The organism is Streptomyces violascens, assembly GCF_014649955.1.
In the GTDB taxonomy this organism is placed as follows: Bacteria; Actinomycetota; Actinomycetes; order Streptomycetales; family Streptomycetaceae; genus Streptomyces; species Streptomyces violascens.
The window spans coordinates 1-13,362 of sequence record NZ_BMUA01000031.1; the positions used below are offsets into that span (position 1 = coordinate 1).

The window sequence follows — 13,362 nt, forward strand, 5'->3', positions numbered from 1 at the left end:
TGCCTCGCCCGCCGCCGAGCCGACGTCCTGTTCGCCATGCTCCGCGACGGCACCTTCTACGACCCCCAACCCGCCCCGACCCCTTGACCAAAGTCATAGGGGCACCCCCCCGGCCCCCACCCTCCCCACCCCCAGCCCACCCAGCCCTCACCCGCACCTCGGCCATGCCCCGACCCGGCCACAGGCCCTCGGCCGCGCTCCTCAGCAGGCCCGGCACTGGCCCCCGCTCAGACCCCCAGCTCTGCCGCGATCCGCCCGTCCCGTACGGCTGCGGTCAGTACCGCGTGGTCGGCCTCCGTGCGGTCGGCGTAGGTCACCGCGAAGGCTGCCACCGCTTCGTCGAGCTCCTCGTTCTTTCCGCAGTACCCGGCTATCAGGCGCGGGTCGACGCTGTGCGCATGCGCCCGGGCGAGCAGCGCGCCCGTCATGCGCCCGTAGTCGTCGAGCTGGTCGGCGGCGAGCGCGGCGGGGTCCACGCTGCCCTTGCGGTTCCTGAACTGCCGCACTTGGAAGGGCCGTTCGTCCACGGTCGTCCAGCCGAGCAGGATGTCGCTGACCACCTGCATCCGCTTCTGCCCGAGCACCACACGGCGCCCTTCGTGCCCGGCGTCGGGCGTCTTGAACCCGGCTTTCGCCAGATGCGGCAGCAGCGCCGAAGGCCTGGCCTCCTTGACCTGGAGCACGAGCGGCTCGCCCCGGTGGTCGAGCAGCAGCACCACATACGACCGTGTTCCGACGCTCCCCGTGCCGACCACCCGGAAGGCCACGTCGTGGATCGCGTACCGGGCGAGCAGCGGCAGCCGGTCCTCGGACAGGGTGCCCAGGTACTGCTCAAGCGAGGCGGCGACCGTTGCCGCCTCGGCGTCGGTCACGCGGCGCAGCACCGGCAGCGCGTCGACGAAGTGCCGGCTGCCGTCTTCGCCCTGCTCGGTCGCCTTGGTGGCGAAGCGCGCGCTGGTGTTGTTGCGGGCCTTTTCGGAGACCCGTTCCAGGGTGCCGAGCAGGTCGTGAGCGTCGGCGTGGGAGACGAGCTCCTCGTCGGCTATCGCGTTCCACGCGTCGAGGACCGGCAGTTTGGCGAGCAGGCGCATGGTGCGGCGGTAGGCCCCGACCGCGTCGAACGCCGCTGCCCGGCAGGTGGCCTCGTCGGCGCCGGCCTCCCGGCCGGCCAGGACCAGCGATGCGGCAAGCCGTTTCACGTCCCATTCCCAGGGGCCGGTCACGGTCTCATCGAAGTCGTTCAGGTCGATGACGAGGCTGCCGCGCGCGTCGCCGTACAGGCCGAAATTGGCCGCGTGCGCGTCGCCGCAGATCTGCGCGCCGACGCCGGTGACGGGTGTGCCGACCAGGTCGTGTGCCATCAGTCCGGCCGAGCCGCGCAGGAACGCGAAGGGGCTGGCGGCCATGCGGCCCACGCGTATCGGCGTGAGCTCGGGCACCCGGCCCGCGTTGGATTCCTCCACCGCGCGGACGGCGTCCGGCCGGTCCGCGGAGAGCACCAGCGAGTCGTGCGAGGCGCGCGGGAACCGGTCCCGCAGCGCCTTCCCCTCGGCCTTGGGCGCTGCCTGTGCCCGTCGGTTTCCGGATCCCGGTGTGTGCGGGCGCCGGGCGAACCCGGAGACCTCGGGGATCCGTCCCCGACCGTCCTCCGCCCCGGCCGCCCCGGCCCGCTGTGCCGGAACCACCATGTCGACCTCGCCCATGGCGTGCCGCCTCCCCCGTCTCGTACAACGTCCCTGTGCAGCGCTCTCGTACACCGTCGAGAGCTCAACTGCCCCTGACGGTACAGGCGCTGGCGAAAGCCCGTCTCCCCCTGTGGACAACTTTGCGGATGCCCGGAATCCGCTTGTGTCGACCGCGTCGGCACAGGAGCCCGCCGGCACTCCTCTCGACAACGGGACATCCCGCCGTTTCACGTGAAACGGCGGAGCCCAACCCAGCCCCCTACAACCCCGCGTCCCGCGCCAGCAGCGCCGCCTGGACCCGGTTCTCGCAGTCCAGCTTCGCCAGGATGCGGCTGACGTACGTCTTCACCGTGGCCTCGCTCATGTGGAGCCGCTTCCCGGCATCCGCGTTGGACAGCCCTTCGCCCAGCAGAGCCAGGACGTTCCGCTCGCGCTCGGACAGCACGCCGACCCGGCGCCGGGCTTCGTCGGCGCGGGCCGCGGCCCGGCCCGTGGCGAGCTGGTCGACGACGTGCCGGGTGGCGGCGGGCGAGAGGTAGGCGTCGCCCGCGGCCGCGGCGCGTACCGCGCGGATCAGTTCGGCGGGCGCGGTGTCCTTGAGGAGGAATCCGGCGCCGCCGTGTTCCAGGGCGCGCAGGACGTTCTCCCGCTCCCCGAACGTGGTGAGGATGATCACTCGCGCCGCCGGTACGGTCCGGCGCAGCTCGGCCAGGGCGCTCAGGCCGTCCATCTCGGGCATCTGGATGTCGAGCAGCACCACGTCCACGGCGTGGGAGCGGGCGAGTTCGACGGCTTCGCGGCCGTTGGTGGCCTCCGCGACGACGTCGATCGCCGCGTCCGAGGTGAGGATCATGCGGATCCCGGCCCGGATGAGGGGCTCGTCGTCGGCGATCACGACCCTGATGCGTGGTCCCGTCACACCCAAATCCTGTCCTGATCCTGTTCTGTACGCCGCCGGGCCGCACCCGAGCGAGCCTGCCCGGTCGGCCCCCGGCCGCCGCTCGTCGCGGCTAGCGCGCCACTTCGTACGACTTCTTCTCGATCAGCTTGCCGTCCTTGAAGCAGAACCGGAACACCGGCTCGGTCTTGAGGCCCTCGCCGGTGTCGGAGGACATCAGGACCAGGCACTGGGAGCCTTCCGGTTCGGCAGGGCCTTTTCCGGAGAGACCGGAGGTCAGCACGGTGTCGCCGCTCGGCAGCTCGGCGCGGACCTCCGCCTCGGGCGTGCCGACCTTGATCCTTTCGTACTCGGACGGGTCGATCATGCCTTTCTCGGCCGATCCTGCGAGGAAGAACAGGCCCACTCCGGCCGCGATCGCGAGCAGTACCACCGCCCCTACGGCGATTCCGCAGCCCAGCGCGACGCCTCCGGCCCTGTTTCTGCCGCCCATGCCCAGCTCCTTCTCCGCGATGTTCCAGTCCACGACCGGACCACCGTCGCCGAGCGGCGGGGCGGATGACTGCTGTCGGAAGTCGTCGGGGGCGTCGACGAACGTCGCGGCCTCGGCCGCCCCGTAGGGCAGCACGCCGGCGACGCGGAAGCCGCCGTCGTCGGTGGGGCCGGTGTGCACCATGCCGCCGACGAGCCGGGCCCGCTCGTGCAGCCCGGTGAGGCCCTGGCCTCCGCTGACCACTTCGCCGGCCTGGTGGGCGGCCGCGCGGTCGACGACGCCGTTGACGACCTCGACGACGAAGGAGTCCGGTTCGTAGCGCAGTTCCACGGTGATCGGGGCGCCGGGGGCGTGCTTGTACGCGTTGGTGAGGGCCTCTTGGACGATCCTGTACGCCGCGTGGTCGCCGGCGGCTGCCAGGGTGCGAGGCTCGCCGCCGGTGCGCAGTTCCACGGTGTTCCCGGCGGCACGTGCGGCTGTCACCAGCGCCTGGATTCCGGCGGTGCCGCGGGCGGCGGGCTGGGCTCCGTCGGGCACGGCGGGGGCTTCGATGCCGTCGCGCAGGATGCCGACGACCTCGCGCAGTTCGTGCATGGCGGCGACCGAGGCCTGCCGCAGTACGCCGACGGCCTCGCGCTGGCGGCCGGTCAGTTCGGGGTCGACTTCGAGGGCGCCGGTGTGCACGGAGATGAGGGCGAGCTGGTGGCCGAGGCTGTCGTGCATGTCCTGGGCGATGCGCTGGCGTTCACGCAGCCGGGCCTGGCCCGCGACCATGGCGCGTTCGCGGAGCAGCTGGGCGTTGTGTTCGCGCACGGCGCTCAGCAGGGTGCGCCGCTGGGACCAGTACCGGCTGGTGAGGCCGGGTACGACAGCCACGGCCAGGAAGAACAGGGTGCTGAAGATGCCCATGAGGATGGGCTGTGCGATGGGCCACAGCGTGATGACGCCGAGCGCCTGGTAGATGACGAAGGCCGCCGTGAAGGCGGCGAGGGCCCGTCCCGCGCCGACGATGCGACGTCCCGCGGACCAGGCCGCGACCATCAGGAGCGGGGCTGTTTCGCCGGCCGCCATGGACAGGGCGGCCGCCGCGAGCAGCACGCTCGCGGGCAGGGAGCGGCGCAGCAGCGACAGCACCGCCACGCCGAGGGCGACGGCCGCGGCCCTCAGGGGCCCTGTGGCCAGCAGCCCGATCCCGCCCGCCATCAGGGCCAGTACGAGCGCGAGCGCGGCCTCGCCGGCGATCCGGCGCCGCGTCCAGGGCTCGGGCCCCTTCAGCAGGCACCATCCGCTACGGACCCTCGATGACACATCCACGCCCGCACCCTAGGCAGCGCGCCCCCTCGGGGACGGCTCTCTTTCGTCGCGCCTCGCCGCGACAAAAGTCGACCTGTTCGAGGCACCCCGGGCCCTTCATGGGTTTGCCCGCCCTGGAACGCGACATATGACACAGAAGAAACAGCAAGAAGGGACAGGTCCTGTGAGAGAGAACAACGTGAGACAGAACGTGGGCCGCGGGCGCCCGCACAGAGCCCGGACATATGAAGGAAGCCCCGCAGATCCGGGGATCTGCGGGGCTTCCGACTTGTGCGCGAGGGGGGATTTGAACCCCCACGTCCCGAAGGACACTGGCACCTGAAGCCAGCGCGTCTGCCGTTCCGCCACTCGCGCAAGAGTGGTGTGCTGGGCTCTCTCACTTTTCGGTGCGATTGCCTGGCGACGTCGAGAAGATTAGCACGCTGCGCAGGGTGGATTCACATCCGTTGTTTGCGGCGACCCGTGTGGACAGGAGCAGATCAGGAGAGAGGCAACCCCCGGCATCGTTACCCGCTCCTCCTGAGTGCACCCCGGGTGCGGGACACTGTCGGGAAGCCACCTCTACGATCCGTACGAGAGGTGCGTGTGAGAGGTGACACTCGTCCACAAGGCACAGAAGGGGAACCAGCCGATTTCCCGACGCGTGGATACGATCAGTAAGCAGTACCAAGAGAGCGACCCGGAGCAGAACCGGCAGCAACACCAGGACGGCAACGACGGAGGAGGTGCCCCATGGGAGTCCTGAAGCGTTTCGAGCAGCGTCTCGAAGGCCTGGTCAACGGCACCTTCGCGAAGGTCTTCAAGTCCGAGGTCCAGCCCGTCGAGATCGCCGGCGCGCTCCAGCGCGAGTGCGACAACAACGCGTCGATCTGGAACCGGGACCGCACGGTCGTCCCCAATGACTTCATCGTCGAGCTGAGCGCTCCGGACTTCGAGCGGCTCAGCCCGTACTCGGGCCAGCTCGGCGACGAGCTGTCCGGCCTGGTGCGCGACTACGCGAAGCAGCAGCGCTACAGCTTCATGGGCCCGATCAAGGTGCACCTGGAGAAGGCCGAGGACCTCGACACCGGTCTGTACCGGGTGCGCAGCCGCACACTCGCGTCCAGCACCGACCAGCAGGGCCAGCAGGGTCCCCAGGGCCCCGGCCCCGGTGCCCCGCAGCGTCCCGCGCCCGCGGCCCCTCAGGGCGGCCGTGGGGGCTACGGCTACCCGCCGGCCGCCGCCCCGCCCATGCCCGCGGCGCCGCCTCCGGGCCGCCCTGGCGCCTCGCCCGCCGACCGCCGTCCGGCGGCTCCGGGGCCGATGCCGGGCGGGCACGGCCAGGTGCGACGCTGGATCGAGATCAATGGCACCCGCCACCAGATCTCCCGCCCGACTCTGGTCCTTGGCCGCAGCACCGATGCGGATGTGAGGATCGACGATCCCGGCGTCTCGCGCCGGCACTGTGAGATCCGGACCGGAACGCCCCCGACGATCCAGGATCTCGGGTCCACCAACGGCATCGTGGTGGACGGGCAGCACACCACCCGCGCTACGCTCCGCGACGGCTCGCGGATCGTCGTGGGCAGCACCACCATCGTTTACCGGCAAGCCGAAGGGTGAAGCGGGGGCAATGTCAGAGCTGACCCTCACGGTCATGCGGTTGGGTTTCCTCGCCGTACTGTGGCTGTTCGTCATCGTGGCCGTTCAGGTCATTCGCAGCGACCTGTTCGGTACGCGCGTCACCCAGCGCGGTTCGCGCCGGGGCAATGACGCGAACCGGCAGCAGCAGACCGGCAGGCAGGCCGCCGCGGCCGCCGCACCACCGCCCCAGCGCGGCCAGCAGCAGGGTGGCGGCGGGCGGCAGCGCCGTGGCGCCCCCACCAAGCTGGTCGTCTCCGAGGGCACCCTCACGGGCACCACGGTCGCGCTCCAGGGCCAGACCGTCACGCTGGGCCGGGCGCACGATTCGACGATCGTCCTGGACGACGACTACGCGTCGAGCCGCCATGCCAGGATCTACCCGGACCGGGACGGCAATTGGATCGTCGAGGATCTCGGGTCCACCAACGGCACCTATCTGGACCGGACCCGGCTCACCACCCCGACCCCGATTCCGCTGGGCGCGCCGATCCGCATCGGCAAGACCGTCATCGAGCTGCGGAAGTAGTACGACAATGAGCGAGCGGAGCGAGCGAGCCGCGGCGGTCCCCAGGGACCGGGACGGGCTCCCGACCGGAGGGTGGGCAGTGTGGCTCGACATGACCGGCTGTACCCCGAGCCGACAGGCGAGGTGCGCATGAGTCTCTCCCTGCGTTTCGCCGCCGGATCGCACAAAGGCATGATCCGCGAGGGGAACGAGGACTCCGGTTACGCCGGTCCCCGTCTCCTCGCCATCGCCGACGGCATGGGCGGTCAGGCCGCCGGCGAGGTCGCCTCCTCCGAGGTGATCTCCACCCTTGTCACGCTCGACGACGACGTACCCGGCTCGGACATCCTCACCTCGCTGGGCACCGCCGTGCAGCGGGCCAACGACCAGCTGCGCATGATGGTCGAGGAGGACCCCCAGCTGGAGGGGATGGGCACCACGCTCACCGCTCTGCTGTGGACGGGTCAGCGCCTCGGCCTCGTGCACGTCGGCGACTCGCGCGCCTATCTGCTGCGCGACGGCGTCCTCACCCAGATCACCCAGGACCACACCTGGGTGCAGCGGCTGGTCGACGAGGGCCGCATCACCGAGGAAGAGGCCACCACCCATCCGCAGCGCTCGCTCCTGATGCGCGCGCTGGGCAGTGGCGACCATGTCGAGCCCGATCTGTCGATCCGTGAAGTGCGGGCCGGCGACCGGTACTTGATCTGCTCGGACGGCCTGTCGGGCGTGGTCTCCCACCAGACGATGGAGGAGACCCTCGCCAGCTACCAGGGCCCGCAGGAGACGGTGCAGGAGCTGATCCAGCTCGCGCTGCGCGGCGGCGGCCCCGACAACATCACGGTGATCATCGCCGATGTGCTCGACGTCGACTCCGGGGACACCCTGGCGGGGCAGCTCAACGACACACCGGTCATCGTGGGCGCGGTCGCCGAGAACCAGCTGCAGCTGAACGACGGCGGCGCCATGCAGACCCCGGCGGGCCGCGCCTCAGGGCTCGGCCGCCCCGCGCCCTCGCCCCCGGGCGGCTTCGGCCCGCCCGGCAGCGGTGAGGACAGCGGCGGCTACGGCAGCCCGCCCGAGGGCGCCTTCGGCTCGTACACCGACGAGGACTTCGTCAAGCCGCGCCGGCGCGGCAAGGGCCGGTGGATCCGCCGGTCCCTGTACATCGTGCTGGCCCTGGCGGTCGTCGGCGGCGGTCTGTACGGCGGCTACCGCTGGACGCAGACGCAGTACTACATCGGCGCCAACAGCGACGGTGCGCCGCACGTGGCGCTGTACCGGGGCATCAGCCAGGACCTGGCGTGGGTGAAGCTCTCCAAGGTGGAGACCGATCACCCCGAGATCGAACTCAAGTACCTTCCGCAGTACCAGCGCAACCAGATCGACTCGACGATCGCCGCGAGCAGCCTCGACAAGGCGCAGGCCAAGATCAAGGAGTTCGCGACCCAGGCGTCCGCCTGCCGGAAGGAGGAGGCGCGCCGCGCCGCCGAGAGCAACAACGCCTCGAAGCCCGGCACGGGCGCCACCGGCGCCCCGTCCAGCAATCCCACCACCACCGCATCTCCCACACCCGGCCCCAGCCTCTCGGAGGACGAGCAGAAGCTGGTCTCGCAGTGCGGTAAGCAGTAGGCAGCCGTAGGGGGCCTTTCCACACCATGAGCGTTGTCACCAACACGACCACCATTGGCGCGATCGAAGCACCGAGCCGCCGCAACACCGAGCTGGCCCTGCTGATCTTCGCGGTGGCCATCCCGGTGTTCGCGTACGCCAACGTGGGGCTTGCCATGACCGGCAAGCTTCCCTCCGGCATGCTCGGATACGGCCTGGGCCTGGGCCTGATGGCGGGTGTGGCGCACTTGGTGGTGCGCAAGTTCGCCAAGTACGCCGATCCTCTCCTGCTGCCGCTCGCGACGCTGCTCAACGGGCTCGGCCTGGTGCTCATCTGGCGCCTCGACCAGTCGCCGCGGCTGATCCAGCGTGCGAAGAACGCCTGGGGCAAGTTCTCCCCGGACGCCCCCCACCAGCTTCTGTACACCGCGATCGGTGTGGCCCTGTTCATCGGCGTACTGCTGGTGCTCAAGGACCACCGCATCCTGCAGCGCTACACGTACATCTCGATGGCGGTGGCGCTGTTCCTGCTGGTCCTGCCGATGTTCTTCCCGGCCGTCAACGGTGCCAAGATCTGGATCTCGATTCCGGGCCTGGGCACCATCCAGCCCGGCGAGTTCGCGAAGATCATCATCGCGGTCTTCTTCTCCGGCTATCTGATGGTGAAGCGGGACGCGCTCGCGCTGGCCAGCCGCCGCTTCATGGGCCTGTACCTGCCGCGCGGCCGTGACCTCGGCCCGATCCTGGTCATCTGGGCGCTGTCGATCCTGATCCTCGTCTTCGAGACCGACCTCGGCACCTCGCTGCTGTTCTTCGGCCTGTTCGTGGTCATGCTGTACGTCGCCACCGAGCGGACCAGCTGGATCGTGTTCGGTCTGCTGATGTCGGCGGTCGGCGCGGTGGCGGTGGCCTCCTTCGAGCCCCACGTCCAGTCGCGCGTGAACGCCTGGATCGACCCGTTCGCCTGCTACAAGACCGACAAGACCGGCGCCTGCCAGCAGATCGGCGACGCGATCTTGTCGTTCGGCTCCGGCGGCACCCTCGGCACCGGACTCGGCCAGGGCAACTCCGACCTCATCGGCTTCGCCGCCAACGCCGACTTCATCCTCTCCACCGTCGGCGAGGAACTGGGCCTGGCCGGAATGATGGCGCTGCTGCTGATCTACGGCCTGATCGTGGAGCGCGGGGTGCGCACCGCGCTCGCCGCCCGCGACCCGTTCGGCAAGCTCCTCGCGATCGGCCTCTCGGGCGCCTTCGCGCTCCAGGTCTTCGTCGTGGCCGGCGGTGTGATGGGCCTCATCCCGCTGACCGGTATGACGATGCCGTTCCTCGCGCAGGGCGGTTCGTCGGTCATCGCCAACTGGGCGCTGATCGGCATTCTGATCCGGATCAGCGACACCGCGCGCCGCCCCGCGCCGGCCCCCGCCCCGTCCCCCGACGCCGAGATGACCCAGGTGGTCCGCCCGTGAACAAGCCCCTGCGCCGGATTGCGATCTTCTGCGGGCTGCTCGTCCTCTCGCTGATGATCCGCGACAACTGGCTCCAGTACGTCCGGGCCGACGAGCTGAACGCGAGCAAGTACAACCGCCGCGTCCAGATCGAGCGCTTCGCCCACGAGCGCGGCAACATCATCACGGCCGACGGCCAGACGATCACCGGCTCCACCGAGACCTCGGGCACCGACTTCAAGTACAAGCGGGTCTGGAAGGACGGCGCCATGTGGTCGCCGGTCACCGGATACGCCTCGCAGACCTACGACGCCTCCCAGCTGGAGAAGATCGAGGACAGCGTCCTGTCGGGCACCGACAACCGGCTCTTCTTCGACCGCACCCTCTCGATGTTCACCGGCGAGAAGAAGCAGGGCGGCAACGTCGTCACCACCCTGAACAGCGCCGCCCAGAAGGCCGCGTTCCAAGGCCTCGGCGACAAGAAGGGCGCGGTCGCGGCGCTCAACCCGCAGACCGGCGCCATCCTCGCGCTGGCCTCGACGCCGTCGTACGACCCGTCCGTGTTCGCGGGCAACACCTACAAGGACGGCAGCAACTACAAGACGCTGCTCGACGACAAGAACCAGCCCATGCTGAACCGGGCGCTGCGCCAGACCTACCCGCCGGGCTCCACCTTCAAGGTGGTCACCGCCGCCGCGGCGCTGGAGAACGGCCTGTACTCGGGCATCGACGAGCCGACGAAGTCGCCCGTGCCGTACATCCTGCCGGACACCGCCCACCAACCTCTGAACAACGAGGGCAACATCCCTTGTGAGAACGCCACACTCAAGGTGGCTCTCCAGTGGTCCTGCAACACCGTCTTCGGCAAGATCAGTGCCGATCTGGGCAACGACAAGATGAAGGCCGAGGCCGAGAAGTTCGGCTTCAACAAGGAGATCTTCAACCCCGTCCGCACGGATGCCAGCGTCTACCCGAAGGACAACCGCCCGCAGAACGCCATGGCGGGCATCGGACAGGCCTCCAACCGTGCGACCCCGCTCCAGATGGCCATGGTCGCCGCCGCCGTCGCCAATGACGGCAAGCTGATGAAGCCGTACATGGTCGACCAGCTCCAGGCGCCGAACGTGGACGTGCTGTCCAAGACCCAGCCGGAGCAGATGAGCCAGCCGCTGTCGGCCGCCAACGCCCAGAAGCTCCAGAAGATGATGGAGTTCGTGGTCACCGACGGCACCGGCACCAACGCCCAGATCCCCGGAGTGACGGTCGGCGGCAAGACCGGTACCGCCCAGCACGGCGTCGACAACAACGGCAACCCGTACGCCTGGTTCATCTCCTATGCCAAGTCCGGGGACGGCTCCCCGGTCGCGGTCGCCGTGGTGATCGAAGGTTCCGACACGACCCGCGACGACATCGCGGGTGGCAAGCTTGCGGCCCCCATCGCCAAGAACGTGATGAAGGCGGTGCTCGACAGCAAGAAGTGATCCGGGCTGTTTCACGTGAAACGGTCGCTCGTTTCACGTGAAACATCACACGTGCCCTGTACCGGTCCGGTATCAGGTGGCGGTCGCGAGCTGATCGGCTTGCGGTGCCCGGTAGCGTATGCGCGAACAGCACACCGCCGGACCACCCATGGGTACGGTCGGGACAGACGGAGAGGGCTGGATTAGCTATGGAAGAGCCGCGTCGCCTCGGCGGCCGGTACGAGCTGGGCCAGGTGCTCGGCCGTGGTGGCATGGCCGAGGTCTACCTCGCGCACGACACCCGGCTCGGCCGCACCGTCGCCGTGAAGACGCTGCGGGCCGATCTCGCCCGCGACCCGTCCTTCCAGGCCCGGTTCCGCCGTGAGGCCCAGTCGGCCGCCTCGCTCAACCACCCGGCGATCGTCGCTGTCTACGACACCGGCGAGGACTACGTCGACAACGTCTCCATCCCGTACATCGTGATGGAGTACGTCGACGGTTCGACCCTGCGTGAGCTGCTGCACTCCGGGCGCAAGCTGCTGCCCGAGCGCACCCTGGAAATGACCATCGGCATCCTCCAGGCGCTCGAGTACTCGCACCGCAACGGAATCGTCCACCGCGACATCAAGCCGGCGAACGTCATGCTGACGCGCACCGGCCAGGTCAAGGTCATGGACTTCGGCATCGCCCGCGCCATGGGCGACTCCGGCATGACGATGACGCAGACGGCCGCCGTGATCGGCACCGCCCAGTACCTCTCCCCGGAGCAGGCCAAGGGCGAGCAGGTCGACGCGCGAAGCGACCTCTACTCGACGGGCTGCCTGCTGTACGAGCTGCTCACCGTCCGGCCCCCCTTCGTCGGGGACTCGCCGGTCGCCGTGGCCTACCAGCACGTACGCGAGGAGCCGCAGCCTCCCTCGAACTTCGACTCCGAGATCACGCCCGAGATGGACGCCATCGTCCTGAAGGCGCTGGTCAAGGACCCCGACTACCGCTACCAGTCGGCCGACGAGATGCGCGCCGACATCGAGGCCTACCTCGACGGCCAGCCGGTCGCCGCGACCGCCGCCCTGGGCGCGGTCGGCTACGGCAACGGGTACGACGGCTACAACAACGGCTACGGCAACGACCAGCCGACCACCGCGCTGCGCCAGGCCGACTCGGGTGCGGGCCAGACCTCGATGCTTCCGCCGGTCAATCCGGACGACGGCGGCTACGGCTACGACGACCGCCCCGGCCGACGGCGCCAGAACCAGAAGAAGTCCCACACCTCGACGATCCTGCTGATCCTGGCGGGCGTCCTGGTGCTGGTCGGCGCGATCCTGATCGGCAAGTCCGTCTTCAGCGGCAGCGCCGACAGCACCACGGTGAACGTGCCCAACCTCGTCGGCAACAGCCAGGGTGACGCGGAGAAGCTGGCGACCAACGCCGGCGTCAAGATGTCCGTGACCAAGAACGAGCCGTGCGCGGACCAGCCCAAGGGCAACATCTGCACGCAGAGCCCCGCCAACGGCAACATGAAGAAGGGCGAGACCGTCTCGGTCACCGTCTCCACGGGCGCGCCCAAGATCGAGGTTCCGGACGTCACGCAGAAGGACAAGGACAGCGCCACCCAGCTGCTCCAGACCAAGGGCTTCCAGGTGAAGACCAAGGAGGTCGAGTCCAGCTCGACGCCGGGCACGGTCGTCAGCCAGGACCCGACGGGCGGTTCGCAGGCGGAGAAGAACTCGACGGTCACGCTTCAGATCGCCAAGAAGCAGACGTCGAATCTGCCCGACGTGACGAACAAGGACTACAACGTCGCGATCCAGCAGCTCAGTGCCGTCGGCTTCACGAACGTCTCCCGCCAGGACGTGGACTCCGCGGACAAGCCGCTCAACCAGGTCGTCTCGATGACCCCGACCGGCAACACCAGCCAGCCCAAGGACGTCCAGATCGTCCTGAAGGTCTCCAAGGGCCCGCAGAGCCAGACTCCGCCCGGCGGCCAGGTGGCCATCCCGCAGGGGCTGGTCCTGAAGACCGTCAAGCAAGCAACGCAGATCCTGAACGACGCCGGCTTCAGCAACATCCAGTTCACGCCCGGCAGTTCGGACGACGAGAAGGCGCGCGTCACGGTGGTCACGCCCGGCTCGGGCACGATGGCCGACCCGAACCAGCCGGTCACGCTTACGACGATCGGCGGCTCCCAGGGCCAGGACGGCGGCAGCAACTTCCCGTTCGGCGGGCCCACCGGCGGCGGACCGCTGACCTAGCCCGCCACCGCGCTCAGCACTGAGCCCCGGCACCCTGCGAGGGTGCCGGGGCTCAGTGGCGTACTGGCTCGGT

Annotated in this window: 9 protein-coding genes and 1 tRNA gene; 6 read left to right on the forward strand and 4 right to left on the reverse strand. The window is 69.5% G+C overall.

Annotated elements, in window-relative coordinates:
* Nucleotides 1-227: 227 nt before the first annotated feature.
* From IE206_RS35865 to IE206_RS35880, 4 genes are all read right to left on the reverse strand, one after another.
* Nucleotides 228-1,703 (reverse strand): DUF2252 domain-containing protein, encoded by a 1,476-nt coding sequence (locus IE206_RS35865; protein ID WP_189969797.1) that lies wholly within the window; start codon nucleotides 1,701-1,703, stop codon nucleotides 228-230.
* A gap of 241 nt (nucleotides 1,704-1,944) precedes the next feature.
* Complete coding sequence (locus IE206_RS35870) at nucleotides 1,945-2,604, reverse strand: response regulator transcription factor (RefSeq protein ID WP_189969799.1); 660 nt, start codon at nucleotides 2,602-2,604, stop codon at nucleotides 1,945-1,947.
* 91 nt (nucleotides 2,605-2,695) lie between these two features.
* On the reverse strand, nucleotides 2,696-4,390 hold the full coding sequence (locus IE206_RS35875) for a sensor histidine kinase (RefSeq protein ID WP_189969803.1): 1,695 nt from the start codon (nucleotides 4,388-4,390) through the stop codon (nucleotides 2,696-2,698).
* A 271-nt stretch (nucleotides 4,391-4,661) separates the two neighbouring features.
* Nucleotides 4,662-4,744 (reverse strand) — tRNA-Leu (locus IE206_RS35880).
* 378 nt (nucleotides 4,745-5,122) lie between these two features.
* On the opposite strand from IE206_RS35880, the gene IE206_RS35885 reads away from it, so the two are divergent.
* The 6 genes from IE206_RS35885 (at nucleotide 5,123) to pknB (ending at nucleotide 13,289) form a co-directional block, all read left to right on the forward strand.
* Nucleotides 5,123-5,992 carry an FHA domain-containing protein gene (locus IE206_RS35885; protein ID WP_189969805.1) on the forward strand — a complete coding sequence of 290 codons (870 nt, stop codon included), beginning with the start codon at nucleotides 5,123-5,125 and terminating at the stop codon, nucleotides 5,990-5,992.
* 10 nt (nucleotides 5,993-6,002) lie between these two features.
* Complete coding sequence (locus tag IE206_RS35890; protein WP_161248201.1) at nucleotides 6,003-6,539, forward strand: FHA domain-containing protein FhaB/FipA; 537 nt, start codon at nucleotides 6,003-6,005, stop codon at nucleotides 6,537-6,539.
* Between the two features lie 129 nt (nucleotides 6,540-6,668).
* Nucleotides 6,669-8,150 (forward strand): Stp1/IreP family PP2C-type Ser/Thr phosphatase, encoded by a 1,482-nt coding sequence (locus tag IE206_RS35895; protein WP_226598916.1) that lies wholly within the window; start codon nucleotides 6,669-6,671, stop codon nucleotides 8,148-8,150.
* 26 nt (nucleotides 8,151-8,176) lie between these two features.
* Nucleotides 8,177-9,598 (forward strand): FtsW/RodA/SpoVE family cell cycle protein, encoded by a 1,422-nt coding sequence (locus tag IE206_RS35900; RefSeq protein WP_189969809.1) that lies wholly within the window; start codon nucleotides 8,177-8,179, stop codon nucleotides 9,596-9,598.
* Nucleotides 9,595-11,058, forward strand: coding sequence for a penicillin-binding transpeptidase domain-containing protein (locus IE206_RS35905; RefSeq protein ID WP_189969811.1), 1,464 nt, complete (start codon nucleotides 9,595-9,597; stop codon nucleotides 11,056-11,058). Before IE206_RS35900 ends, IE206_RS35905 begins: the two co-directional genes overlap by 4 nt.
* 188 nt (nucleotides 11,059-11,246) lie before the next feature.
* The gene (gene pknB, locus IE206_RS35910) at nucleotides 11,247-13,289 is read left to right on the forward strand and encodes a Stk1 family PASTA domain-containing Ser/Thr kinase (RefSeq protein WP_189969813.1); all 2,043 of its coding nucleotides are present in this window, start codon (nucleotides 11,247-11,249) and stop codon (nucleotides 13,287-13,289) included.
* The last annotated feature ends 73 nt before the right edge of the window (nucleotides 13,290-13,362 follow it).

Coding starts and splice junctions, on each gene's coding strand:
- IE206_RS35865 (WP_189969797.1), bottom strand. CDS start 1,703: ATGGGCGAGGTCGACATGGTGGTTCCGGCACAGCGGGCCGGGGCGGCC.
- IE206_RS35885 (WP_189969805.1), top strand. CDS start 5,123: ATGGGAGTCCTGAAGCGTTTCGAGCAGCGTCTCGAAGGCCTGGTCAAC.
- IE206_RS35890 (WP_161248201.1), top strand. CDS start 6,003: ATGTCAGAGCTGACCCTCACGGTCATGCGGTTGGGTTTCCTCGCCGTA.
- IE206_RS35895 (WP_226598916.1), top strand. CDS start 6,669: ATGAGTCTCTCCCTGCGTTTCGCCGCCGGATCGCACAAAGGCATGATC.
- IE206_RS35900 (WP_189969809.1), top strand. CDS start 8,177: ATGAGCGTTGTCACCAACACGACCACCATTGGCGCGATCGAAGCACCG.
- pknB (WP_189969813.1), top strand. CDS start 11,247: ATGGAAGAGCCGCGTCGCCTCGGCGGCCGGTACGAGCTGGGCCAGGTG.